The 22,491-nt window shown below is 63.4% G+C and carries 21 protein-coding genes; 13 read left to right on the top strand and 8 right to left on the bottom strand.

The features are described 5' to 3' along the window. Positions 1–58: 58 nt before the first annotated feature. The gene (locus tag HMPREF1022_RS07320; protein ID WP_009302587.1) at positions 59–490 is read right to left on the bottom strand and encodes a hypothetical protein; all 432 of its coding nucleotides are present in this window, start codon (positions 488–490) and stop codon (positions 59–61) included. Between the two features lie 89 nt (positions 491–579). Here HMPREF1022_RS07320 and HMPREF1022_RS07315 point away from each other — a divergent pair, with 89 nt between their 5' ends. The 13 genes from HMPREF1022_RS07315 (at position 580) to HMPREF1022_RS07255 (ending at position 14,824) form a co-directional block, all read left to right on the top strand. Then, positions 580–1,770 (top strand): pyridoxal phosphate-dependent aminotransferase, encoded by a 1,191-nt coding sequence (locus tag HMPREF1022_RS07315; protein ID WP_009302585.1) that lies wholly within the window; start codon positions 580–582, stop codon positions 1,768–1,770. A gap of 16 nt (positions 1,771–1,786) precedes the next feature. Then, positions 1,787–2,248 (top strand): rhodanese-like domain-containing protein, encoded by a 462-nt coding sequence (locus HMPREF1022_RS07310; RefSeq protein WP_009302583.1) that lies wholly within the window; start codon positions 1,787–1,789, stop codon positions 2,246–2,248. Positions 2,249–2,404: 156 nt separating this feature from the next. Continuing rightward, the gene (locus HMPREF1022_RS07305; protein WP_009302582.1) at positions 2,405–3,916 is read left to right on the top strand and encodes a flagellar hook protein FlgE; all 1,512 of its coding nucleotides are present in this window, start codon (positions 2,405–2,407) and stop codon (positions 3,914–3,916) included. Positions 3,917–4,163: 247 nt separating this feature from the next. Then, the gene (locus HMPREF1022_RS07300; RefSeq protein ID WP_009302580.1) at positions 4,164–5,057 is read left to right on the top strand and encodes a shikimate dehydrogenase family protein; all 894 of its coding nucleotides are present in this window, start codon (positions 4,164–4,166) and stop codon (positions 5,055–5,057) included. 430 nt (positions 5,058–5,487) lie between these two features. Next, entirely contained in the window at positions 5,488–5,946 is a 459-nt protein-coding gene (gene aroQ / locus HMPREF1022_RS07295) for a type II 3-dehydroquinate dehydratase (protein ID WP_008683218.1), read from the top strand. Between the two features lie 126 nt (positions 5,947–6,072). Next, a complete protein-coding gene (locus tag HMPREF1022_RS07290; protein WP_008683217.1) occupies positions 6,073–6,657 on the top strand; it encodes a 4Fe-4S dicluster domain-containing protein in 585 nt (194 codons plus the stop codon). Further along, the gene (locus HMPREF1022_RS07285; protein WP_009302578.1) at positions 6,654–7,550 is read left to right on the top strand and encodes a CoB--CoM heterodisulfide reductase iron-sulfur subunit B family protein; all 897 of its coding nucleotides are present in this window, start codon (positions 6,654–6,656) and stop codon (positions 7,548–7,550) included. The genes HMPREF1022_RS07290 and HMPREF1022_RS07285 overlap by 4 nt, the downstream gene beginning before the upstream one ends. Next, positions 7,547–9,508, top strand: coding sequence for a CoB--CoM heterodisulfide reductase iron-sulfur subunit A family protein (locus HMPREF1022_RS07280; RefSeq protein ID WP_008683215.1), 1,962 nt, complete (start codon positions 7,547–7,549; stop codon positions 9,506–9,508). The genes HMPREF1022_RS07285 and HMPREF1022_RS07280 overlap by 4 nt, the downstream gene beginning before the upstream one ends. Continuing rightward, positions 9,496–10,944, top strand: coding sequence for a hydrogenase iron-sulfur subunit (locus HMPREF1022_RS07275; RefSeq protein WP_009302575.1), 1,449 nt, complete (start codon positions 9,496–9,498; stop codon positions 10,942–10,944). The genes HMPREF1022_RS07280 and HMPREF1022_RS07275 overlap by 13 nt, the downstream gene beginning before the upstream one ends. Beyond that, positions 10,941–12,014, top strand: coding sequence for a 4Fe-4S dicluster domain-containing protein (locus HMPREF1022_RS07270; RefSeq protein WP_009302573.1), 1,074 nt, complete (start codon positions 10,941–10,943; stop codon positions 12,012–12,014). Before HMPREF1022_RS07275 ends, HMPREF1022_RS07270 begins: the two co-directional genes overlap by 4 nt. Before the next feature lie 393 nt (positions 12,015–12,407). After that, complete coding sequence (locus tag HMPREF1022_RS07265) at positions 12,408–13,268, top strand: FAD/NAD(P)-binding protein (RefSeq protein WP_035061158.1); 861 nt, start codon at positions 12,408–12,410, stop codon at positions 13,266–13,268. A gap of 166 nt (positions 13,269–13,434) precedes the next feature. Further along, positions 13,435–13,971 carry an HdeA/HdeB family chaperone gene (locus HMPREF1022_RS07260; RefSeq protein ID WP_008683211.1) on the top strand — a complete coding sequence of 179 codons (537 nt, stop codon included), beginning with the start codon at positions 13,435–13,437 and terminating at the stop codon, positions 13,969–13,971. 268 nt (positions 13,972–14,239) lie between these two features. Continuing rightward, positions 14,240–14,824, top strand: coding sequence for a hypothetical protein (locus tag HMPREF1022_RS07255; RefSeq protein ID WP_009302568.1), 585 nt, complete (start codon positions 14,240–14,242; stop codon positions 14,822–14,824). Positions 14,825–14,853: 29 nt separating this feature from the next. Here HMPREF1022_RS07255 and HMPREF1022_RS07250 read toward each other — a convergent pair whose 3' ends face one another. The 7 genes from HMPREF1022_RS07250 to grdB all read right to left on the bottom strand — a co-directional run bounded on the left by HMPREF1022_RS07250 (position 14,854) and on the right by grdB (position 22,309). After that, positions 14,854–15,792, bottom strand: coding sequence for an AEC family transporter (locus HMPREF1022_RS07250; RefSeq protein ID WP_008683209.1), 939 nt, complete (start codon positions 15,790–15,792; stop codon positions 14,854–14,856). A 291-nt stretch (positions 15,793–16,083) separates the two neighbouring features. Next, positions 16,084–16,560, bottom strand: a complete 477-nt coding sequence (gene grdA, locus HMPREF1022_RS07245) for a glycine/sarcosine/betaine reductase complex selenoprotein A (RefSeq protein WP_083522096.1) — start codon at positions 16,558–16,560, stop codon at positions 16,084–16,086. 51 nt (positions 16,561–16,611) lie between these two features. Beyond that, positions 16,612–16,932: a thioredoxin family protein gene (locus tag HMPREF1022_RS07235; protein ID WP_008683207.1), complete on the bottom strand. Its 321-nt coding sequence runs from the start codon at positions 16,930–16,932 to the stop codon at positions 16,612–16,614. A gap of 198 nt (positions 16,933–17,130) precedes the next feature. Then, positions 17,131–18,312: a glycine/sarcosine/betaine reductase complex component C subunit alpha gene (gene grdD / locus HMPREF1022_RS07230; protein WP_008683206.1), complete on the bottom strand. Its 1,182-nt coding sequence runs from the start codon at positions 18,310–18,312 to the stop codon at positions 17,131–17,133. 8 nt (positions 18,313–18,320) lie between these two features. Next, the gene (gene grdC, locus HMPREF1022_RS07225) at positions 18,321–19,859 is read right to left on the bottom strand and encodes a glycine/sarcosine/betaine reductase complex component C subunit beta (protein WP_009302564.1); all 1,539 of its coding nucleotides are present in this window, start codon (positions 19,857–19,859) and stop codon (positions 18,321–18,323) included. A gap of 146 nt (positions 19,860–20,005) precedes the next feature. Further along, entirely contained in the window at positions 20,006–20,923 is a 918-nt protein-coding gene (gene trxB, locus HMPREF1022_RS07220; protein WP_008683204.1) for a thioredoxin-disulfide reductase, read from the bottom strand. A 75-nt stretch (positions 20,924–20,998) separates the two neighbouring features. Further along, a complete protein-coding gene (grdB, locus tag HMPREF1022_RS07210) occupies positions 20,999–22,309 on the bottom strand; it encodes a glycine reductase complex selenoprotein B (protein WP_083823266.1) in 1,311 nt (436 codons plus the stop codon). Between the last annotated feature and the right edge of the window lie 182 nt (positions 22,310–22,491).

Here is a 22,491-nt window from a genome sequence, read left to right as displayed (position 1 = left end):
CAGAGCCCCGCCAGCGTATGCAGGCGGGGCTCTGTGCATAAAGGCATGGACGCGGCGTTTATTCCTGAGTAAAACGGTAAAGCCGCACGGCCAGGGGTTGAAGGTTGTCCTGGCCCATGGCCGAAACCACAAAGGCATAGTCTCTGCTCTGGCCCGCCGGAGGGCAGGGGCCGCGATAATGACGGGTCAGGCCGCCCTCGGGAATGACGCCCGAGCCGTCATTATCCCAGGAGCCGCCGCCGAAGAAGCGTTCTTCATCGCCGTACTCCACCAGACGCACGTCAAAGGTCCGCGTGCCGTCCGGCGCGTTGGCGACGAGAATTTCCGGGGAGATGCGCGAGCAACGGTGCAGATCGCGCAGAGTGACGGTAATGGTCATATCGACCTGTTCGTCCTCCGCATTCTTGGCGGCGCAGGCGGATAGAAGCAGGGCGGCGAAAAGCGCGGGCACAATGAGCCGCGCCGTTTTAGCAAATACAGTCAGACGCATTCAGAGCCTCCAATAGAGATTGCTTTCTCCAGCTCAGCAAAGGTATAACCAATAGTCATGGCGAAGACAACAACCATCAGGAGTCGTTTATGTCAGTTCTTGCCGACAGCGTGACCGGATACCTGGGCAACGCTTCATGGATCCGCCGCATGTTCGAAGCCGGCGGCCAGCTCAAGGCGCGCTTCGGCGCGGAAAATGTCTATGATTTCAGCCTGGGCAATCCCGACCTGCCCGCCCCTTCCGCCGTGGCTGAAGGGCTGCGCGATTTCGCCGAACACGCGGGCGAACCCTTTGCCTTCGGCTATATGCCCAACGGCGGCTTTCCCTGGCTGCGCGAAAAGCTGGCCGCCCACCTCAGCGCCGAGCAGGGCGTCAAGCTCGCGGCCGACGACGTGTTGCTGAGCTGCGGCGCGGCGGGCGGGTTGAACGCCTTTCTGCGCGCCGTGATCAATCCCGGCGAGGAAATGATCAGCTTTGCCCCCTACTTTGTGGAATACGGCTTCTACGTCGCCAACCACGGCGGCACGTTCAAGGCCGTCATGAGCCAGAAGGACACCTTCGCCCCGGACCTCAAGGCCCTGGAGGCGGCCATCAGCGAAAAGACGCGGGTGGTGCTGATCAATTCCCCGCACAATCCCACAGGCGTGATCTACAGCCGCAAGGCCCTCACGGCCCTGGCAAGCCTGCTGGAAAACAAGAGCCAGGAATACGGGCGGCCCATCTGGCTGGTGGCCGACGAGCCCTACCGCTTCCTGGCCTATGACGGCGCGGAAGTGCCTTCGGTGCTGCCCCTCTACCCCTATGCCGTGTGCATCAGCTCTTTTTCCAAAAACCTCTCCCTGCCCGGCGAGCGCGTGGGCTATGTGGCCCTTTCGCCCCGGTTGCGGGAAAAAGCCGAGCTCATGGCCGGCCTGACCCTGACCAACCGCATTCTGGGCTTTGTCAATCCACCGGTCATCGGCCAGCACATCATGGCCAAGGCCCTGGGCAGCCAGGTGGATCTTTCCGTCTACGCGGCCCGGCGCAAAGCCATGGCCGAAGTGCTGCGCGACGCGGGCTATGAATTCCAGATGCCCGCTGGCGCGTTCTATTTCTTCCCCAAAGCGCCGGGCGGCGACGACGTGGCTTTTGTGAACAGGCTGCTGGAAGAGCGCGTGCTGGCCGTGCCCGGCTCGGGCTTCGGCTGCCCCGGCCACTTCCGCCTGGCCTTCTGCGTGGACGAAAGCGTGATCCGCAAGGCCGCCGACGGCTTCGCCAAAGCCCGCGCGGCCATCCAGTAAAAGGAGACACGGCATTATGACCCGGCATCCGTTTTCACTTCCCGCCCTCGCCGATCATACCGAGAACCGCATTCCGGCGGTTCTCGGACTCTTGCCGGGCGTGCTGGCCTGCATCCTGTTCTGCGCTCTGCTCTGGACCGCGCCCGTCTCCGCCCAGGCCAAGGACGTCAGCGTGCAGGAGGCGGCGGCTCTGCTGCAGTCCCCGCCCGGGGGGCTGCTGATTCTGGACGTACGCACGCCCGGCGAATTCCGGCAGGGACATCTGACCGGCGCGCGCAACCTGGACTTCTTCGGCGGCCGCTTCGATCTGGACGTGGCGGCCCTGCCCAAGGACAGGCCCGTGCTGCTCTACTGCCGCACGGGCCAACGTTCCGCCGGAGCCTTGGAAGCGCTGGAGCAGGCGGGGATCAGGAACATCCTGCATATGAACCAGGGCATTGAAGCCTGGGAGAAGGCCGGGCTGCCCCTGGAAAAATAAGCGACAGTTCATGAGGATGTAACACTGAAATGCTCTGATTTGCCGTTGGCATGAATACTGCTTCCCTTGGGGGCGGAGAGGAAGATTTTTCCTCTTCGCCCGCTTTTTTTAGAGCAAGATACCTTTTTAAAGGTAATCTGCTCCAGGAGGCAGCACGTGAACTCGGCACTGTACATCGGAGCCACCGGCATGAAGGGCCTGAGCCAGGGCATGCAGGTGACCACCAACAATCTGGCCAATGTCAGCACCATCGGCTACAAGCAGCAGAATACCCTTTTTTCCGATATGCTCTCCACGAGCCAGGGCGGTACGGGCGACTGGTGGAACGCCCAGGAGAATTCGCGCGTGGCCCTGGGCCAGACCGGCAAGGGCGTGCAGGTGGACGCGGTGCGCACCATTTTTCAGCAGGGCGCTCTGGAAGCCACCAATACGGTCACGGACATGGCCATCAACGGCAAGGGGTTCTTCCAGGTCAGCGACGGCGCGAATCTCTACTACACCCGCGCGGGCGACTTCCGCCCGGACAACGAGGGCGTGTGGCGCACCCCCACGGGCCTGGCCCTCAACGGCTACCAGTATAACACGGACGGCAGCCTGGGCGGCCTGCAGGAAGTCAAGATAGACAGATTCGGCACCATGCCCGCCAAGAGCACGGCACGGGTGGATCTGACCCTCAATCTGAATTCGAACCAGAACAAGACCGAGGATGCCGACAATCCCTATTTCGGGCTGCTGGGGCTTTACAACGCCGCGGGCAAGCCCCCCCTTTCCTCCGACTCCTACGCCTATTCCCAGGCCATGACGCTCTACGACGCCGACGGCAAGGCGCGCACGGTCACGGCCTATTTCGACGGCACGCCCGACAGCACGGCGGGTTCCATGATTGAATTCGTCATTGCCGCCGGAGCGGCCGCGGGCAAGACCGATGCGGACGGCAACCCCGTTCAGCCCTCGGAGGGCGACGGCCTGCTGATGAGCGGCGTTCTGCAATTCGACGCCTCGGGCCGGTTGACCGGCATGTCCGCCTTCACGCCCTCGGTGGAAGGCAGCAAAAATCTTGCGGACTGGCAGCCCGCCCAGTTGGAAGGCGGTCTGCCCCAGCTCAATCTGGACGGCGCGGCCATGACCGTGAATTTCGGCATCAGCGCCGCCGGAGGCTGGCAGAACGCCCCCGCCTCGGCGGCGGAGGTGGGCACGGACCAGAGCAAACTGCCCTCCATGGGCGCGGACGCCGTGCGCGCCGAGGGTGCCACCACGGCCTACAACAGTTCCTCGCCCACGGGCGCCTACAAGCAGGACGGCTATGCCGAGGGCACGCTGAGCACCATCGGCATCAATCCCGACGGCACGGTGGTAGGCCGGTATTCCAACGGCCAGGGCCAGAACCTCTGGCAGATCCCGGTCTGCCGCTTCACCAGCGAGGACGGCCTGCGCCGCGAGGGCAGCAATCTTTTCTCGGCCACTGAGGAAGCCGGGCAGATGGAAATGGGCGTGGCCGGAACGGAAAACTACGGCACCGTGAACGCCTATAACGTCGAAAACTCCAATGTGGACATGGCTACGGAAATGGTCAACATGATCATCACCCAGCGCGGCTTCCAGTCCAACAGCAAGGTGGTGACCACGGCGGACCAGATGCTCCAGAAGGCCATGGAACTGAAGCGTTAGAGCATTTCAGCATTGAAATGCTTTAACGGCCGAACACGGTGAGGCGCGCCGCGAAACGAGCAGTGTTTCAAAGGTTACCTGCTCTGGCCCGCACCTGAACCCTCCGAGCGGCAGATTCTGCCGCTCGGTATGTCCTGCCCACGGGGACCGCATTCTTGCCCGGCGGACCGGGATAGGCTATTCTGACGTGGCGGCGGCGTGCGTTTACGCGGCCCTCTTGTCCGTCACCGTCATCCCCGAGCCTCCCATGTCCGACATAACCCCCTTTCTTCCCTCGCAACTCTACGGCGTGATCGGCTGGCCCCTGGCCCAGAGCCTTTCCCCGCTGCTGCACAACAGTGGTTTTCAGGCGCTGGGCATTCCGGCCGTTTATCTGCGCTGGGAAGTGCCGCCGGAACGCCTGGCCGCTTTTGTGGACAGCGTGCGCCTGCTGGGCATCCGGGGCTGTTCGGTGACCATTCCGCACAAAATGGCCCTGCTGCCCCTGCTGGACCGGGTCAGCGAACAGGCGGAGCTGGCCGGGGCGGCCAACACCGTTTATTGGGACGGCGAAGACCTCTGCGGTGAAAATACCGACGTGAGCGGCTTTCTGGCCCCGCTGGCGGCCGTGCCCCTGGAAAACATGGACGCGCTCCTGCTGGGCGCGGGCGGCGCGGCCCACGCCGTGGCCGCCGGGCTGCGTCTGCGCCGTTGCCGCAAGGCCTTTGTGGCAACGCCCTCCAACCGCAGCCACCTGTCCCTGGCCGAGCGCTTCGGCTTTACGCCCGTGCTCTGGGAGCAGCGCCACGATGTGCCCGCCGATCTGATCATCAACACCACGCCCCTGGGCATGCGCGGCAAATATGAGAAAGAAAGTCCCTACGATTTCAGCCTGGCCGCGCCCGGCCATGTCGCATCCGCGACAGACACGGCGACCGGAAGCCCCTACGGTGGGGACGGCGGCGCGGGCCTGGCCTACGACATCGTCTACAACCCGCTGGAAACCCGCTTTCTGCGCGAAGCGCGGCAGGCCGGGCGGCGTTGCGTCACGGGCCTGGAAATGTTCTTCGGCCAGGGCGACGCCCAGTTCCGGCTCTGGACCGGCAGGCCCCTGCCCGCCGCCTCCCGGCAGGCTCTGGAAGCCGCCCTGTACGGTATATAGCCAAGGTACACGTATCAAATACCTACCATGGTCAATTGCTGTTATCAAATTCATCCAGGCAATTAACAGCACCTACCGGCAGTATTGGGCAAAGCCACCGTTGCTCCGCCGGAGCGCAGCGGCGGCGGATGCTGGTGCCGGGGAGAATCCGGCGGGAAATAAGATAGTTGCGGGCTGGCAAGGAAAACGACATTTTTTGCGCGGAAACCGACCGGAAGGCGGCCCAAAGGGCCGTGCCCGTTGGCGAGCCGGGCGAGCCTTACGGGCATCGAGAGCAGAGCTGTACTCAAGTAGGTGAGCAGCAAAAAATGCCGGATGACACCGCCAGCGCGTGAAGAGCCGTTTACCCCGGATAATCCCGGCAGGCTCTGGAAACCGCCCTGTACGGCGCACACTGACATCTTTCAGAGAAGAGAACGGAAGCACTCCCATGAAAATTCTGATTCTGCACGGCGTCAACCTGAACATGTTCGGCAAACGCGACCCGGCCCACTACGGCACGGCCACCCTGGCGGACATCAACGCCGCCCTGGCGGATCTGGGCAAGGAGCTGGGCGTGGAGCTGGAAACCTTCCAGACCAACCACGAGGGGGAGATGGTGGAACGCATCCACCGTGCCCCCGGCGAGGGCATCCGGGCCGTGGTCATCAACGCCGGCGCCTGGACCCACTACAGTTACGCCATTGCGGACGCGCTCGCCATTCTCGACATGCCCGTGGTGGAAGTGCATATGTCCAATGTACATGCGCGCGAAGCCTTCCGCCACGAGTCCGTACTTTCGACGGTCAGCGCGGGCAGTATCGCCGGTTTCGGCGTGCAGAGCTATCTTCTGGGACTGCGCGCGGCCTGGAACTTGATCCAAAATACGCGTGATACCAGGAGGTTGTGAAAGAAAAGATTTTATATTTGACTTTTCCCGGCCAGCACCTAGATTTTTACTATATTCTCCTGTAGATACCAAAAAAATTTGGCTTTCACCCGCCCCTGTCCTTCAGCCTCTAACCAGAGAGTTGTCATGAACGACGCCATCAACCTGAGCCGGATGCGCGACGCCGCCTTTACGGCGGAAGTGGAGGCGCAAAGCGGCCAAAACGTTTCTACCTGCTACCAGTGCGGCAACTGCACCGCCGGCTGTCCGGCAGGCTTTGTCTACGACCGGCAGGTCAATCAGATCATGCGCGGCGTGCAGCTCGGCCTGAAAGATGAGGTGCTCAATTCGCGCTCTATCTGGTTGTGCCTGTCCTGTTCCACCTGTTCCCTGCGCTGCCCCAACAATATCGACGTGGCGGCGGTCATGGAGACCCTGCGGCACATGGCCCGCAAAGAGGGCCGGGTGGCCGTGCCCAAGGTGGAAAAGTTCTGGTTCTCCTTTCTCGATACCGTGCGCGCCTTCGGCCGCACCTACGAGATCGGCACCATGGCGCTGTACATGATGCGCTCCATGCGCTTGTTCACCGACCTGGATCTCGCGCCCGAGGCGCTGAAAAAGAAAAAGCTGGGCTTCAAACCCCACGCCATCCCCGGCGGCGGGGCCGACGCCGTGGCCCGGATCATGCAACGCTATAAGGAGCGCGCCAAACGCGAGGGGGTGCGGCCATGAAATTTTCCTACTATCCCGGCTGTTCGGCCAAAGGCTCCTCGGCGGATTATGAAAAATCCACCCAGGCCGTATGCGCGGCTCTGGGCATGTATCTTGAGGAACTGCCCGGCTGGAACTGCTGTGGTTCCACCCCGGCCCACGCCGTGGACACCGAGCTTTCCGCGGCCCTCTGCGTCCGCAATCTGGACATCGCGGCCCGCGAGCAGGCCGAAACCGTGCTGACGCCCTGCCCCAGCTGCCTGTCCAATCTGCGCCACGCGGCCAAGCGCATGGAAAATCCCGAGTTCCGCGCGCGCGTGGACGAGCTGCTGGACAGCCCGGCGGCGGCGCAGTTTCCTCCGGTCACCTCGGTAATGCAGGGCATTGCCCAGGTTTACGACGCCGATGCCATTGCCGCCATGGTGAAAAAGAGCCTCAAGGGCGTCAAGCTGGCCGCCTATTACGGCTGCCTGATGAGCCGCCCGCCGGAAATCATGGACTTTGGGGACCCGGAAAATCCCACCCTCATGGAAAGCCTGCTGTCCGCCTGCGGCGCGGAGATGCTGGATTTTCCGCTCAAGACCGCCTGTTGCGGCGCGTCCTTCGGCATTCCCGAGCGGGCCATAACCGCGCGCAATTCGGGCCGCATCCTGGAGCTGGCCACGCAAATGGGCGCGGACGCCATTGTAGTGGCCTGCCCGCTCTGCCAGATGAATCTGGATCTGCGCCAGAAACAGGCCGCCAAGGAGGCCGACGTCTTCTTCCGCATGCCCGTGCTCTACTTCACCCAGATGATGGGCCTGGCCTTCGGCATCGCCCCCGAGCATCTCGGCCTTGAAAAACTCCGCGTCAGCGCCGACGATCTGCTGCGCAAAATTGACGGCGCGCAGGCCGGCGAAGGAGACAGATCATGAGAATAGGCGTCTTTATCTGCCATTGCGGCAGCAATATCGGCGGCACCGTGGACTGCGCCAAAGTGGCCGAAATCGCCCGCGGTTTTCCGGACGTGGTCTATGCCGACGACCCCATGTACACCTGCGCCGAGCCGGGCCAGGCCGCCATTGAGGCTGCCATCCACGAGCACAAGCTGGACGGCGTGGTGGTGGCTTCCTGTACGCCGCGCATGCACGAACCCACCTTCCGCCGCACTGTGGAACGGGCCGGGCTCAACCGCTACATGTTCGAAATGGCCAATATCCGCGAGCACGTCTCCTGGATCGGCAAGGACAAGGAAGCCAATACCAACAAGGCCGCCGAACTGGTGCTCCTGGCCGTGGAAAAGCTGCGCAATGACAAGCCCCTGCAGGCCAAGTCCTTCGACGTGACCAAGAAGGTGCTGGTGATCGGCGGCGGCGTGGCGGGCATCCAGGCAGCCCTGGACTGCGCCGACGGCGGCGTGCCGGTGATTCTGGTGGAGCGCGAAGCCACCATCGGCGGCAAAATGGCCAAGCTGGACAAGACCTTCCCCACCGTGGACTGCTCGGCCTGCATTCTGGGCCCCAAGATGGTGGACGTGGCCCAGCACCCCAACATCACCCTCTACGCCTACTCGGAAGTGGAGGACATCTCGGGCTATGTGGGCAACTTCACGGTGAAGATCCGCAAGAAGGCCGCCTATGTGGACTGGAGCAAATGCACCGGTTGCGGGGCCTGCACTGAAAAATGCCCCAGCAAGAAGACGCCCGACGCCTTCAATGAATTTACCGGCCCCACCACGGCCATCACCATCGCCTTCCCGCAGGCCATTCCCAAAAAGGCAGTCATCAACGCCGCGCACTGCCGCCAGTTCGTCAAGGGCAAGTGCGGCGTCTGCGCCAAGGTCTGCCCCACCGGGGCCATCCAATACGACATGCAGGACGAGATAGTCACCGAGGAAGTGGGCTCCATCGTGGCGGCCACGGGTTACGATCTCATGGACTGGACCGTATACGAGGAATACGGCGGCGGCAGATATCCCGACGTGATCACCTCGCTGCAGTACGAGCGCCTCTTGTCCGCCTCCGGCCCCACGGGCGGCCACATCCTGCGCCCCTCGGACGGCCGCGAGCCGCAGAAGGTGGTCTTCATCCAGTGCGTGGGCTCGCGCGACAAATCCATCGGGCGGCCCTACTGCTCGGGTTTCTGCTGCATGTACACGGCCAAGCAGGCCGTGCTGACCAAGGACCACATCCCCAATTCCCAGTCCTACGTCTTTTACATGGACATCCGCGCGCCGGGCAAGATGTACGACGAATTCACCCGCCGGGCCATGGAGGAATATGGGACGGAGTACATCCGGGGCCGCGTTTCGAGCATCTACCCCGACGGCAACGGCCAGTACGTGGTCATGGGCGTGGACACCCTGCTGGGAGAGCCCGTGGAGATCAAGGCCGACCTGGTGGTCTTGGCCGTGGGCATCGAAGCCAGCAAGGGCTCGCCCCAGCTGGCCGAGAAGCTGCGCATCTCCTACGACCACTACGGCTTCTTCATGGAAAGCCATGTGAAGCTCAAGCCCGTGGAAACCAATACCGCCGGCGTGTTTCTGGCGGGCGTCTGCCAGGGAGCCAAGGACATTCCGGCCTCCGTGGCCCAGGGCTCGGCTGCGGCGGCCAAGGTGCTGGCGCTCTTCGCCCGCGACAAGCTGGAGAGCGACCCGCAGATCGCCCAGGTGGACATCCGCCGTTGCGTGGACTGCGGCAAATGCATCCGCTGCTGCCCCTTCGGGGCCATCAAGGAAGTGGAAATCCGCGGCGAGCAGAAGGCCCAGGTCATTGAGACCGTCTGCCAGGGCTGCGGTCTGTGCACGGCCACCTGCCCGCAGGGCGCCATCCAGCTCTCCCACGCCACCGACAACCAGATTCTTGCGGAGGTGAACGCGCTATGCCAGTGCTGAACGGCAAAGAACTGCGGATTGTGGGTTTTCTCTGCAACTGGTGCTCCTACGGCGGCGCCGACACGGCGGGCGTGGCCCGCGCCGGGCAGCCCACGGACCTCAGAATCATCCGCGTGCCCTGTTCGGGCCGCATCGACCCGCTCTTCATCGTCAAGGCCCTGCTCAACGGCGCGGACGGCGTGCTGGTTTCCGGCTGCCACCCGCGTGACTGCCACTACGCCGCGGGCAACTTCTACGCCCGCCGCCGTCTGGAAGTGCTCAAACAGTTTCTGCCCGTGCTGGGCATTGACGAGCGGCGCTTCGAGTACACCTGGGTTTCGGCCTCCGAAGGCCAGCGCTGGCAGCAGGTGGTCACGGTCTTTACCGACCGCATCCACAAGCTGGGCCCCGCGCCCCGCCTGGAGGACGCCGAGCCCCTGCTGAAGATCGCGGATATGGCCCTGACCTCGTTGCGCCCCTTGGGCACCGGCCAAAACGCCGCCCTGGACCAGCTCAAGGAAGCCATCAAGGCCAAGCTGCCGGAACTGGACTGCGTCATCGGCTGGCAGCAGGGCTATGACGGCGCGCATACCGTGCCCCTGTTCATGAAGACCCCGGAAGACGTGGACAAACTGGTCTGGGGGCCTTTCAACGTCAATAACCCGGCCGTCTACCTGCCCTCCTTCAAGGGCAAGAAGGTGGGCATCGTGGTCAAGGGCTGCGATTCGCGCTCGGTGGTGGAACTGTTGCAGGAAAACCTGATCAGACGCGAGGACGTGACCATTTTCGCCCTGCCCTGCGAGGGCACGCTGGATATGGCCCGCGTCAACCAAAAGCTGGGCCGCTACACGAAGATCGACAAGGTGGCCTACGACGAGGCCGGGGTGACCATCACGGCCGACGGCAAGGAACACCGTTTCTGCATGACCGACTTCGCCCAGGGCAAATGCTACGGCTGCACCACGCCCATGGCCGTGCTGGCCGACACGAGCGCGGGCGAGCCGGTCAAGGTGGAGCCCGGCGCGTACACTCCGCCGGAGCTGGCCCTGCTGGATTCCATGAGCCTTGAGGAGCGCATGGCCTTCTGGCGCGGCCAGATGGAGCGCTGTCTGCGCTGCTACGCCTGCCGCAATGCCTGTCCCATGTGCGTGTGCCGCGACTTCTGCGTTTCCGACAGCCGCGACCCGCACTGGATGAGCCAGGAGGACAGCACGCGCGAAAAACTCTTCTTCCAGACCATCCACGCCCTGCACTTGGCCGGGCGCTGCACGGGCTGCGGCGAATGCCAGCGGGCCTGCCCGGTGGGCATCCCCATCCTGGCTCTGCGCCAGCAGATCGCCCGCGCCGTCAGCCGGCTCTTCGACGACTACAAGGCCGGCCTTGACCCCGCCGCCGTGCCGCCTCTGCTGGGCTATGAGCTGGAAGAAAAGAACATTCATGAGAGGGACTGGAAATGAGCACTACCCGCTTTGTCACATCCGACGGCCTGCCCGCCCTTCTGGCCTTCCTCTCGCAAAACGGCCGCCGCGTGCTGGTGCCGGTGGAAAAACCGGCCAACAAGCGCTCCGTGGTCTACGAGCCCTGGAGCCGGGGCATGCCCTTCACCCTGGAAAAGGCCACCGTGCCGCCCAAGGCGGCGGTGCTGCCCCAGTGTGAAACCCTGGTGAGCTATAAAAAAAGCAAAGACCCGGAAAATCCCGAGCGCGTGACCATGAGCCTGGACGACAGCATTGAGGCCCAGCCCACGGTGGTCTTCGCCTGCCGCCCCTGCGACGCGCGCGGTTTTTCCGTGCTGGACCGGCCCTACCTGCAAGGTCCTTTTGCCGATCCCTATTACAAGGCCCGGCGCGAGGCGCTCACGGTGGTCACCATCACCTGCGCCTCCGGCTGCAACACCTGTTTCTGCCACTGGGTGGGCGGCGGTCCTTCCTCCCCCGAGGGGTCGGATGTGCTGATGACCGAGATTGAAGGCGGCTACGTGCTTCAGGCCGTGACGCCCAAGGGCGAGGAACTGCTGGCCGCCTCGGATCTGCCCGACGGCGCGGAACAGTTCCCCTTGGCCGAGGCCGCGCGCAAAGCCGCCTGGGCCACCTTGGAGCCCGCGCCCAATATCAAGGGCGCGCCGGAAAAATTGGCGGCCCTGTTCACCGATACGGAGTTCTGGCAGAGCCAGACCGACCGCTGCCTGTCCTGTGGGGCCTGCACCTACTTCTGCCCCACCTGCTATTGCTTCAGCATCACGGACGAAGGCGAAGGCCTGAGCGAAAAGGGCGGACGCCGCCTGCGCAGCTGGGACAACTGCATGTCCTCGCTGTTCACCCGCGAGGCCAGCGGCCACAACCCGCGCATGCTCAAAGCCTTTCGCATGCGCAACCGCGTGTCGCACAAGTTCTCCACCTATCCTGAAAACTGGGGGGCATTCTCCTGCAACGGCTGCGGCCGCTGCATCAGCAACTGCCCTGTTTGCCTGGACATCCGCGCCATAGTGCTCGCCGCGCTCAACGCAGACCAGGCTACCGCCGAGTAGAGGAGCTGACGCATGGCTACCAAGAAAACTTCCGGCAAAGCCAAAACCGCATCCAAGACGGCCGCCAAGGCCGCTCCCAAAACCGCGCCCAAGGAAGCTGCCAAGGCCGCCGCGCCCAAGAAAGACGCGCCCCCGAAGCCCCGGCCCGCCGAAGTGCCCGCGTCCGCACGGCCGGTCTCTCCGGCCGTGCGCCCGGAGGCGGACCTTGTGGCGCATGAGGAGCACCCCCCTGTGGTGAGAGAAGAGGGCGAACTGGCCGTCAAGGAAAGCGCCGTCCCCGCTGTGGAAACGCCCGCCGAGGTCCCGGCTCCCGAAGCCGCCCCCGCGCCCAAGGCTGAGTCCAAGGCCAAGACGGCCCCCAAAGCTCCCGCGGCTCCCGCAGGCGGCAAGGGCATGCTGCGGGAGATCTCGCCCCGGCCCAAGCCCCAGGGCAATCCTTATAAACCCATGCCCGCCACCGTGGCCGAAGTCATCCAGGAAACCGGCAATATCAAGACCCTGCGCGTGGTCCTGGACGATCCCGAAGCCATGGAGTCCTTCACCCACGAGCCGGGCCAGGTAGGCCAACTCTCGGTGTTCGGCGCGGGCGAATCCACGTTCGTCATCAACTCCCCGCCGTCACGGAAGGATTATCTGCAATTCTCGGTCATGCAGGCCGGTGAAGTGACCGCCGCCATCCACCGCCTGTCGCCCGGCGACAAGGTGGGCATGCGCGCCCCGCTGGGCAACTTCTTCCCCTACAACGACTGGAGGGGCAAGGACATCTTCTTCGTGGGTGGCGGCATCGGCATGGCACCCATCCGCACCATCATGCTGCATCTGCTGGAACACAAGGCGGACTACGGCAAGATCAGCCTGCTCTACGGCGCGCGCTCGCCCCGCGACATGGCCTTCAGCTATGAGCTGGAAGACTGGCTGCGGCGTCCCGACCTGGACTGCACCCTGTGCATCGACGCCCCCTTTGAAGGCTGGGAGCATAAAGTGGGCCTGATCCCCAATGTGCTTTTGGAACTGAATCCCGACCCGGCCAACTGCGTGGCCGTGCTCTGCGGGCCGCCGATCATGATCAAGTTCACGGTGCAGGCTCTGCAAAAGCTGAACTTCGCGCCGGAGAACATTGTCACCACCTTGGAAAAACGCATGAAATGCGGCATCGGCATCTGCGGGCGCTGCAATATCGGCGGCCGCTACGTCTGTGTGGACGGGCCGGTGTTTACCTGGAAGGAATTGCAGGAGCTGCCCCCGGAACTTTAGGGAAACACTTCTGAAAAGCTGGCAACAGATCAAAAAATCCCATAGGTTTCACGTCGTCCCACGGCCGCCGGAGATTTTCCGGCGGCCGTTTTATATCGCCTGTTGACAGATGCGGGCTCGTAGGTAATGGAAGAAAAGTCACAACGTTCCATCCAAGGGAGAAAGAATGAAAAAACTGTTTATCCTCTGCTGCCTTATGCTGACCCTGCCCGCAGGAGCCCAGGCGGCGGACGAAAAAATCGACCCGTCCAATTTCATCTGCGCTGAACTGGTGGCCATTTCCAGCACGTCCGGCCAGCCGCCGCTGTTCGAGGGGCTGCAGATCGACGGCTATGCCGCCGCCGCGCAGGGCAAGGCCGTGGCCGATCCGGACATCATGGCTCCGCTGCTGGAGCAGGTCTATGCGGCCTGCCAGGCCAAGCCCACTGAAAAGGTAGTCACTCTCTGGCAGGAGGCCCGCAAGAACCAGCCTGTGGCAGCCGACGGCCCCTGGCGGGCGAACAAGACGACCTGCAAAGACTATAAGGCCAATGAAGACGACGGCAGCGGCTTTGTGATCTGGCTGGACGGCTACAACCGCCAGAAGAGCGGCAAGCCCGGCTCGGTGCTGGAAAGCGACGACACGCTCAAGGCGTATCTGGATGCCTGCTCCAAAAAGCCCGAGGCGCTGATGCTCGACGTCATGCGTGAAAGCGTCAAATAAATCCTTCCCAAGTCTGACCATGCCGAAGGCCGCGACCGCAGCGGGAGACGCAACACGCGCTCTCCCCCGGCCGCGGCCTTCGCAGCATCCAGTGCCTCATTTGAAAAATCCGACACGCAAAACCCGTAAGGCTTTACGGCGGAGTAAGCGTGCCTTTGACTTTGAAATGCATAACATCAAAGTTGACCTGTTCTAGAGCTGTGACGCTGCCCTCGCGGCCGCCGTGCATTTGCCCATTTTCAATGTGAAAATGTCTGAAGGGGGAAATATGCGGAACATCCCGGCGCTGTGCGCCTTTCTGCTCTGCCTGCCGCTGACGGCATGGCCGCAAAGCACGCCGCCTGACGCCGCCGGACGGGAAGTTTTCACGGATTCGGCCTCAGCCGTGTGCGCGGCCTGGGCCCAGCCCGCGCTTAAGCCGGGCGGCGAAAGAATGCGCCGTCTCCTGGAGGCGTTGGAGCTGGACGCCTATGTCAGCGCCCGGCACGGCGGCACGGGTTTCAACCCGCGCGATCTGGGCGCCCTGCTGGCCCGCGTGGAACGGATCTGCGCCGCACATCCCGAGCGCGGGTTGGCCGAAGTCTGGCGGGAACAGAAGAAAACCTGGCATCGCGGCCCCTGGAAAACAACCATGACCCGTTGCCGGGATATCCTGGCTGCGGGCGATCATAATGAGGACGCCTTCTTTTTCGGCATCTGGCTTTACGCCTATGATCAGGCCAGGGACGGCAGCAACATCGGGGAAGCCCTGCGGGACATGCCCGCCGGAGCGGCTGAACTGGTCTGGAAGGAATGCGCGCGCACGCCCGACGCGCCGCTGCTGGGCGTGCTGCGGCGCATGCGGGGAAAATGACCCGGTTTATGCGAGATTTCGGGAGCCGCTCAGAGCAGGGTCATATAGATGGGAATGGTCAGAGCCGAAAGCAGCGTGGACAGGGAAACCATCAACGCGCCGAATTCCGGGTCCGTGCGGTAGTAGGCGCTGAGGATGGCCGCCTGCATCAGCACCGGCAGCGAGGCCTGCATGATGAAGACCTTGCCCATAAGTTCCGGTATGGGGAAAAGGGGCACGAGCAAAAGCACCACCAGAGGGCTGACCACCAGGCGCCCGACCAGGGCCAGAACCAGATCCCGGTCGAGTTTGAGGTGCCGCAGATCCATGGTTTGCAGGGTGACGCCGATGAACAGCAGAGCCAGGGGCGTGGTCAGATTGCCCAGATATTTGGCCGCATCCAGCAGAAAACGGGGCAGATCCACCTTGAACATCACCAGGGCCAGGCCGGTCAGAAAACCCAGCATGGGCGGTGAAAAAATATGTCGGATATTGTCGCAGAGCCGTGTCCGTTCCCGGCCCTCCCCGCAGCCGTCGCTGCTGATGGCGTAGTTGCCCACGGTCCAGAAAAAAATGGTGCTGGCAAAGTAATAGAGCAGCACATAGGGCAGGGATTCCTCCCCGAACAGGGCCAGATTGACCGGAATGCCCACAAAGATGGTATTGGAATTGGAAACACAGGCGCAGAACAGGCCGAAGTGCTTTCGCTGCACATGAGCTATCCTGCCCACCACCCAGGCCAGACTGAAAGTGATGACCAGGGAGGTGAAGGGCAGCAGCGCGCCGTAGAGCATGTGCAGCAGATGGTCGCGGTCAAAGGACTGCAACAGCGTGCACATCAGAAAAGGCGGCAGGGCCACATAGGTCACCAGCCTGGGCAAAAGCATCTGGCTTTCCGTGGAAAACCAGCCCTTCCAGGCCAGAGCATAGCCCACCGCCACGACCAGCAGCAGGCCGAAAATTCCCCCCAAGGCGTGCAGAAAAACCATAGGGATTTCTTAGCGGCTTTTGCGGCTTCCGTAAACAGCCGGGGAGGGCAGGGTCATTCTGTTCTCCGTCCGTTGTTTTGCCTTCCGGGCACGGAGACTTTACGCCTCCAGCCGTTTGGGCCGCCTATCGTTGCGGCCTTCATCCGTAAGGCGGCCTTGCCGCCAACGGCTGAAGCCCGGCGCGGGCAGGAGGCCTGAAGCAAAACTCATTCACGGCCCTTCAGTACGACGCTTCCCCCGCAAAGCGTGACGCACTGCGGGGGAAGCGCACATTTTCGGACGCGGCCCGGCCTACAGCGAATACTTGCTGTTGGCGTCGCGCATCTTCTTCACGGATGCCGCCAGCGCCTCGGTGTTCAGCACCATTTCCATCATGCTGATCTGCTCTTCCCAGGCAGCGGGATCGGCTTCGCTCTTCATTTCCTCTTCAAACACATGGTACACGCAGAGTCCCAACGGGACTCCCGCCAACGGACCGGCAAAGGTGGGGTCGCCCAGGGTGACGGTTTCGGCATAGATTTCCGCCCCTTCGGGGTCGGAAGAGCCGAGCACCACCACCAGGTTTTCCGCCCCGACCTTCTCAGCGGCGTCTTTCACACGCTGCTGATTTTCCAGGTCCATGGCGCCTGCGGCGGTTCAGACAAAACATTCGGTGGCCGAGAACAGCACCTCGGCCCCGGAGTTGGCGAAGACCGCCGCCATGGCCGGACCGGGAACGCCGTCCCGTTCGCCCAGAAGCAGCAGCTTCTTACCTGCAAGTTTACCCATGATGCACTCCTTGTTGTTGCTTTGCTTGTTCCGCAACAAGCCAAGCCGTTGTTATGCCAACAGCTTCTCCGCGCCTTCCCGGATGGTGTCCAGGGTCACTTCGTCGCTGCTGATGCGCTGCACGTTTTCCCCGCCCTTGTAAAACAGAATGGTGGGCACGGCCATGACCCTGAGGGAGATGACCAGGCGGCGGTTTTCAGCCACGTTCAGTTTGCAGAATTTGATTTTGCCCTCGTACTCTTCGGCCAGCTTTTCCACCGACGGCATCAGGGCCAGGCAGGGACCGCACTGCGGGCCCCAAAGGTCCACGATGACGGGCATAGCGCTGTTGAGCACTTCCGCTTCGAAATTTTCCTTGTCCACGATAACCATAGTGCACCTCGCTGCTTGCGTGTTGTATATGCCGCAAAAGGATGGAGACATTTTCCTGGAACGTACTGATAATGAAGATTTTTGTTCTCTGCCAAGGAAGGCGAGCTGCGGGCGGAGGAGTATATTCAAACATATTCGACCTTCGCACGGAGCGAGCCTGACGCAGGCAGAGGGCAAAACCATTACTCAGCGATTCCCTTACAGATAGCCCGCCGCCGTAAGCAGCGTCCTGGCCTTTTCCAGACCGGCCGAGGCCAGCTTGACCACCGGCCCGGTGCAGCCCATGGCTCCTTCGGCGTAGATACCTTCTTTCCAGAGCACATGCACGGCGTTTTCCAGATCGAGCACGTCGATGCCGTGAATTTCCTCATCCGTGGGCACCACGGGCGGCATGACCGGCACGTCGCCGCTTCCGGCCTCGGGCCTGGGCATGAGCCCTTCCAGTTCCTCGTCCAGACCGGCGGCGCGGGCCACCCGGAGTTCCGCCGCCACCCTGGCGGGCAGGCCGCCGCGCAAGGCCTGGGCCGTGTAGCTCAGGGCATTGGCGATGACCGGCGCGCCCGAGGCCCGCGAGATGATCGACACCACCTTGTTCCAGCCCTCGCCCACGGAGGGTCCGTAGCCCCAGCCCGCGGCTTCGTAGCCGCCGCCGGTGCCGAAGGCCGCGAAGACCTTGGCCAGCACGTTGCCCGTGAGGGTGTCGCAGACGCAGACGTCCACCGCGCCGGCCAGGATGTCATTGCCGCGCAGCAACGCGCCGCCGTCCTTGCGCACGCTTTGGCCGAAACGCACGGCATAGCCCTTTTCGGCCATACGGCTGAGGGCGCGCATAACCTGAGGCGCGGCATCCAGATTGAGCACGCCCAGGCCGGGATCGGCAATGCCCATAGCCTTGGCCGTCGCCAGGCCGTACACCGCGTTGCGCAGCATGGCGCAGGCCCGCTGCGGCGCGCTGATGCCCGTGGTGGAAGCCAGGATCATGGCCCTGCCCCTGGCCGGAGTGAATGCCCGGCCCATGGTGGTCACGCCCACCGGGAAGGGATAGTGCAGGGCCACCGCGCCTTCCAGCGCGTCGGCACCTTTGGAATCAAGAGCCTTTTCCATGGCCGCCGCAATGTCGGCCTCACAGTCGGGCGTTTCGATCCAGTCCATGCCCTCGGGCAGCGGGGCGTCCGGCCGGGGGCCCAGGCCTACCACCTGAAGGCGGCTGTCCCGGCGCATGGCCGTGCCCGCGCCCAGCAGGAACTCTTCCACCGGCAGCTCACTGCCCGCGGCCATCAGCCCGATGCGATTGCGCGGGCCGCCGCCGCGCGCCGTGGCCACCAGCTCCGCCAGGGATTTGCCGATGAGGGCGCGTTTGCTTTCGTTTACTTCCGCCATGGCAGACCTCAGTTTTTCTGAAGGTTGGCGGCCAGATCGGCAAGCGCGTCCAGCAGCAGTTCGCGCACTTCGTCCTTGGTGACGCCCGCGCCCGTCGCGCCTCCGGTTTCGGAAGGAGCTTCGATCAGGAAGGACGCGCCGTCGGCCAGATTGGTCAGGCGGCCCAGGAACAGGCTGCCCTTGCCGATGATCATGGCGCGCTTGATGCTCCCGGCCTTGATGGCGTCGCGGGCATGGCCCATGTAGGGCACGCCCGAGGGGATGTGCCCCTGGGTATGCACGAAACCGGGAATGCCGTGCTCGGCCACGAATTGCGGAATCTCCTCACGCTTGAGCTGGCCTTTCATGACCGAAAGGGCCGCGATCATCTTGAAGTTGGCCTCGGGCACATTGCCCGCCCCGGCGGGCAGGGTGATTTCCGCGTTGTGCAGTTCGGGGGCGTACTTGTCCACATCCGTGAGCTTGAGGCCCAGGCGGGTCAGCGGCTCAAAGGTCAGGGCCGAGGTGATGGCCTGCGGGGCCGCCCCGGCGGCCACGGAATGCTTGCCCACGGAATCCAGGCGGATCACCGGCTCCGTGCCGTCGTCCGGCACGAGCAGCACCGCAAAGCTGCCGATGCAGTTTTCCAGGGCTTTGAGCCCCTTTTTGACGTGGTCGCGCGAGTTCATATACAGCTTGGGCAACGAACCGCCGCCCAGCACGGCCACATTCCGGCGCACGCCCGAGGCCACCATGCTCGCGCCGGCGATGACGGCCGCCGCCGGACCGGCGCAGAAGCCGCGCACGTCAAAGCCGCTGGCATTGCCGCAGCCCGCGATTTCGGCCACGGCCTTGGCCAGGTTGCCGCCGCCGCGCTGCATAACGTCGCCCACGGCTTCCTCGGAACATTCCACAACAAAGTCGATGTCCGCAGGCGCGAGCCCGCTGTTTTTGATCAAATGCAACAGGGCCAGCACGCCGCTGGCCTTGCAGGCCAGATTTTCCAGCATGACGTGGGCCGAGAGGTTTTCGTCCGTATCATGAGCCCGGCGGCAGCAGCCCACCACCCGGCCGTCCAGATACAGCGGCAGGGCCATGTGCTTTTCCACGGCTTCGGCGATTTCAGCGGCCTCATGACCGGCTTCCAGGCGGGCCAGCTGGCTCTCGCCCACAACCGGGTCCTGGGCCAATTTTTCCTTGATGCGCGCGGCAAAATCCTTGTCCAGCCAAATCAGGTCAAAAACGTCGCAGATGTCCATGAAGCCGAGAAACTCGTCTTCGGGCATGATCTCGCCGTATTTGCCGTAACGCTCGGGCGCGCCGAGATTTTCCAGCCAGGGCGCGGGCGCGGCGGCCAGTTCCTCCACGCTCATGGCCCCGATATAGGTCTTGTTGGGGGCGTAGCCCGCAGCTTCCTCATAGCTCTGGGCCCGCCCGGGCAGGGCCTTGAGATACTCGGAATCGGGCTTGGCGCGACGCTCCTGGGCGGGCGTGCCGCCGTAATGCAGCGCCAGTTCCGGCGCGAAATTCAGGCAGTAGGCCGTGCCTTTGATGCCGACATTGCCCATGTGCTTGCTCCTTGTATAAAAATAGCCGCACGAGCTCCCGCTACGCCACACACGGTGCGGCGCGCCGCAACGCGGCGTGGATTCAGCCGAAAATCACATTTTTCGGCTGAATGAACCTTTGAAAAGCGAAGCGTTTCAAAGGTAATCTATTCCTGTTCAGCCAGATAGGCATAGGCGGACATGGCCGCCCGCGCGCCGTCCCCGGCAGCCGTGACCACCTGCCGCAGGGCCGTGTCGCGCACGTCGCCCGCCGCGAAGACGCCCGGCGTGGAGGTGCGCATGTCGGCGTCCGTAATGATCCAGCCCTGCTCCGTGGTTTCGCAGACGCCGCTCAGGAAGGCGGCGTTGGGCAGCGTGCCGATGAAGATGAACACGCCGTTGACGGCCACCACGTTCTTTTCGCCGCTCTTGACGTTCTTGAGCACCATGCGCTCCACCAGGCCGTCGCCCTCGATGGCTTCCAACACGCTGTCCCAGAGGGGCACGATCTTGGGATTTTTCAGGGCGCGCTCGGCCACCAGCTTGTCGGCGCGGAACTGATCGCGGCGGTGCACGATGTAGACCTTCTCCGCGAACTGGGTCAGATAGCAGGCCTCTTCCACGGCGGTATTGCCGCCGCCGATGACCGCCACCTCAAGCTCCTCAAAAAAGGCCGCGTCGCAGACCGCGCAGTAGGAAACGCCCTTGCCCGTGAATTCCTTTTCGCCGGGGCAGCCCTGTTTGCGGAAGTTGGCCCCGGTGGCGATGATCAGCGCCTTGGCCTCAATCTCGCCCTGGTCCGTGACCACCACGGTTTTGCCGCCCGCCGGGCGCAGTTCCTTCACCGTGGCGGTGCGGAATTCGGCTTTGAAATGCTCGGCGTGAGCCCGGAAGCTGTCGGCCAGCCCCACGCCCGAAGCACTGATGGTGCCGGGCCAGTTTTCGATTTCGCTGGTGATCAGGATCTGGCCGCCGGCCTTGCCCTTTTCCAGCACAAGCACGTCCAGGCCCGCGCGTTTGCCGTAGACGGCGGCGGTCAGTCCGGCCGGGCCCGCCCCGATGATGACCAGTTCACGCTGCTCCATGATGTATGCTCCCGTGGTTCCCGGCGGGCGCTGTCGCGCCCGCCGGGCCGTCATTGCTGTTGTTACGTCCGCAATTTACGTATTGAAGACCGTCTGTTCATCCACGGGAGTGGAGAGCGCCGTGAGCGCGCGCTCCACCAGTTCGCGGCGCAGGGCCTTTTCCGCTTCCGGCGAGAGTTCGGGATTGCCCAGCGGATGGGGGATGGAGACCGTGGGCACAATGCGGTTGGCCCCGATACTCAAAGAGATAGGCACGATGGTACACATGTGAACCACCGGCACGTCGGCGGTGTCCTCAATGGCCTTGGCGAGCGTTGCACCGCAACGCGTGCAGGTGCCTCAGGTGGAGGTGAGGATCACCGCCTGCACCTGGGCGTCCTTGAGACGCTTGCCGATCTCGATGCCGAAGGCTTTGGCCTTGGCCACGGCCGTGCCGTTGCCCACGGTGGAATAGAAGAGCGGATGCAGGGAGCCGATGCGGCCTTCCTTTTCCAGGTCGCGCAGCACGTCCACGGGCAGCACGCGGTCCGGGTCCTGATTGGCGTAGGTCTGGTCGTAGCCGCCGTGGGCGGTCTGATACTTGCCCTGGAGCAGATCCGTGACGCCGGTGATGTCGTATTCGCCGAAATTCTGGGCACTGGAGGCCGCGATGTGGTCCGGGTTGCCGAAGGGCACAATGCCGCCGGAAGTGACCAGGGCGATCTTGGCCTTGCTCATGTCCGCCACGGGCGGGCGCGGGGTCACGCGGTCAAAGACCGGCATGGCGTATTCCGTGGCAAAGGGCTCACCCTTGAGCTTTTTGATCAGCATGGACACGGCGCGCTCCGCGCCGGGCTGCTCATAGAACATGTTTTCGCGGATGCCCTTTTCGATCAGGCCTTCCTCGGCCGGGGTTCCCAAAGCCTCGCCCCCGAGCTGCTTGAGCAGCACGCGGGCCATGGCCGGTACGGCCTTGGCCATGCCGCGCGCGGAATCGGCGGCTTCCACAATGGGAATTTCCTTACGGAAAAGATCCACGCCGGGATTTTCCCGGTACAGGGCCGTGACCACCGGGATGTGCAGAGCCTTTTGGACCGCCGCGCAGACCGAGGCGCAGGCCGCGCCGTAGCGCCCGGCATTGAAGGCCGGACCCGCGATCAGGGCGTCGGCCTTGTATTCGCGCACGGTTTCCACCACCAGGGCGGACACTTCATCCATATGGTTGGCGAAATAGTTGTCGCCGCAGATAAAGGTCGCCACGATTTCCGCTTCGCCGCCCAGAGCGGCCTTGAAGGCCATGCCGGGACCCACAACGCCTTCGCGCACTTCAGGGCCGACGTCCGCCTTGTCCTCGCCGCCGATGCCGGCGAAAAACTGATTGATATAGTGTATGACACGATATGCCATGATCCACTCCTTCTCTGTCATTTCCGCGCTGTTTCTAACGAAGTGTCGATGTTTTTTTGGGGCTTACCGCCCCAAACCCCGTCCGGGGGGAATCATTCCCCCCGGTCCCCCTCACTTTCGAAATGTTGTTGCTTTGCAGCAACATTTCGGTAATGCGGGTGCAGGGGCATCATGCCCCTGCC

Origin of the sequence: Desulfovibrio sp. 6_1_46AFAA (assembly GCF_000224635.1) — a bacterium.
Classification (GTDB): domain Bacteria; phylum Desulfobacterota; class Desulfovibrionia; order Desulfovibrionales; family Desulfovibrionaceae; genus Desulfovibrio; species Desulfovibrio fairfieldensis.
Note: the sequence above shows the minus strand (reverse complement) of the source record. Positions and strands in the feature narration are given on the sequence as shown.

Coding starts and splice junctions, on each gene's coding strand:
- HMPREF1022_RS07320 (WP_009302587.1), bottom strand. CDS start 490: ATGCGTCTGACTGTATTTGCTAAAACGGCGCGGCTCATTGTGCCCGCG.
- HMPREF1022_RS07265 (WP_035061158.1), top strand. CDS start 12,408: ATGCTGCGGGAGATCTCGCCCCGGCCCAAGCCCCAGGGCAATCCTTAT.
- HMPREF1022_RS07275 (WP_009302575.1), top strand. CDS start 9,496: ATGCCAGTGCTGAACGGCAAAGAACTGCGGATTGTGGGTTTTCTCTGC.
- HMPREF1022_RS07300 (WP_009302580.1), top strand. CDS start 4,164: ATGTCCGACATAACCCCCTTTCTTCCCTCGCAACTCTACGGCGTGATC.
- aroQ (WP_008683218.1), top strand. CDS start 5,488: ATGAAAATTCTGATTCTGCACGGCGTCAACCTGAACATGTTCGGCAAA.
- HMPREF1022_RS07290 (WP_008683217.1), top strand. CDS start 6,073: ATGAACGACGCCATCAACCTGAGCCGGATGCGCGACGCCGCCTTTACG.
- HMPREF1022_RS07280 (WP_008683215.1), top strand. CDS start 7,547: ATGAGAATAGGCGTCTTTATCTGCCATTGCGGCAGCAATATCGGCGGC.
- HMPREF1022_RS07260 (WP_008683211.1), top strand. CDS start 13,435: ATGAAAAAACTGTTTATCCTCTGCTGCCTTATGCTGACCCTGCCCGCA.
- HMPREF1022_RS07250 (WP_008683209.1), bottom strand. CDS start 15,792: ATGGTTTTTCTGCACGCCTTGGGGGGAATTTTCGGCCTGCTGCTGGTC.
- trxB (WP_008683204.1), bottom strand. CDS start 20,923: ATGGAGCAGCGTGAACTGGTCATCATCGGGGCGGGCCCGGCCGGACTG.
- HMPREF1022_RS07255 (WP_009302568.1), top strand. CDS start 14,240: ATGCGGAACATCCCGGCGCTGTGCGCCTTTCTGCTCTGCCTGCCGCTG.
- HMPREF1022_RS07310 (WP_009302583.1), top strand. CDS start 1,787: ATGACCCGGCATCCGTTTTCACTTCCCGCCCTCGCCGATCATACCGAG.
- grdD (WP_008683206.1), bottom strand. CDS start 18,312: ATGGCGGAAGTAAACGAAAGCAAACGCGCCCTCATCGGCAAATCCCTG.
- HMPREF1022_RS07285 (WP_009302578.1), top strand. CDS start 6,654: ATGAAATTTTCCTACTATCCCGGCTGTTCGGCCAAAGGCTCCTCGGCG.
- HMPREF1022_RS07235 (WP_008683207.1), bottom strand. CDS start 16,932: ATGGTTATCGTGGACAAGGAAAATTTCGAAGCGGAAGTGCTCAACAGC.
- HMPREF1022_RS07270 (WP_009302573.1), top strand. CDS start 10,941: ATGAGCACTACCCGCTTTGTCACATCCGACGGCCTGCCCGCCCTTCTG.
- HMPREF1022_RS07315 (WP_009302585.1), top strand. CDS start 580: ATGTCAGTTCTTGCCGACAGCGTGACCGGATACCTGGGCAACGCTTCA.
- grdC (WP_009302564.1), bottom strand. CDS start 19,859: ATGGGCAATGTCGGCATCAAAGGCACGGCCTACTGCCTGAATTTCGCG.